This window comes from Kineosporia sp. NBRC 101731, assembly GCF_030269305.1.
GTDB lineage: Bacteria > Actinomycetota > Actinomycetes > Actinomycetales > Kineosporiaceae > Kineosporia.
The window spans coordinates 1-255 of the sequence record NZ_BSTC01000080.1 but is presented as its reverse complement, the minus strand read 5'-3'; the positions used below and the strand labels follow the sequence as shown (position 1 = coordinate 255).

General features: G+C 56.5%; 1 protein-coding gene. It reads right to left on the bottom strand.

Annotated elements, in window-relative coordinates; genetic code table 11:
- Positions 1-226: hypothetical protein (locus QSK05_RS36160; RefSeq protein WP_285601923.1), on the bottom strand; the 226-nt coding region annotated here is incomplete at its 3' end.
- Positions 227-255 lie beyond the last annotated feature (29 nt).

Below are 255 nucleotides of genomic sequence, written 5' to 3'. Positions count from 1 at the left end.
CCGGACGAATCCCCAGCGCAATCTCCTCCAACTGCGCCAGCAGACCCGTACCGACCTCATAAATAAAACTCGACGCCGCGATCTTGCCACCCATCTGAGCAGCACCCCGCAACACCGCCTGCTTAGCAATCTGCTGCGCCGTCGCCACCCGAATCGCAGCACCCGGCGGGTCATACAACATCTCAACAAAAGCAATAGCGATCTGAATCGCCAAGAACGTGATCATCCACCGCATCAGACGCTTCTGATAATCAA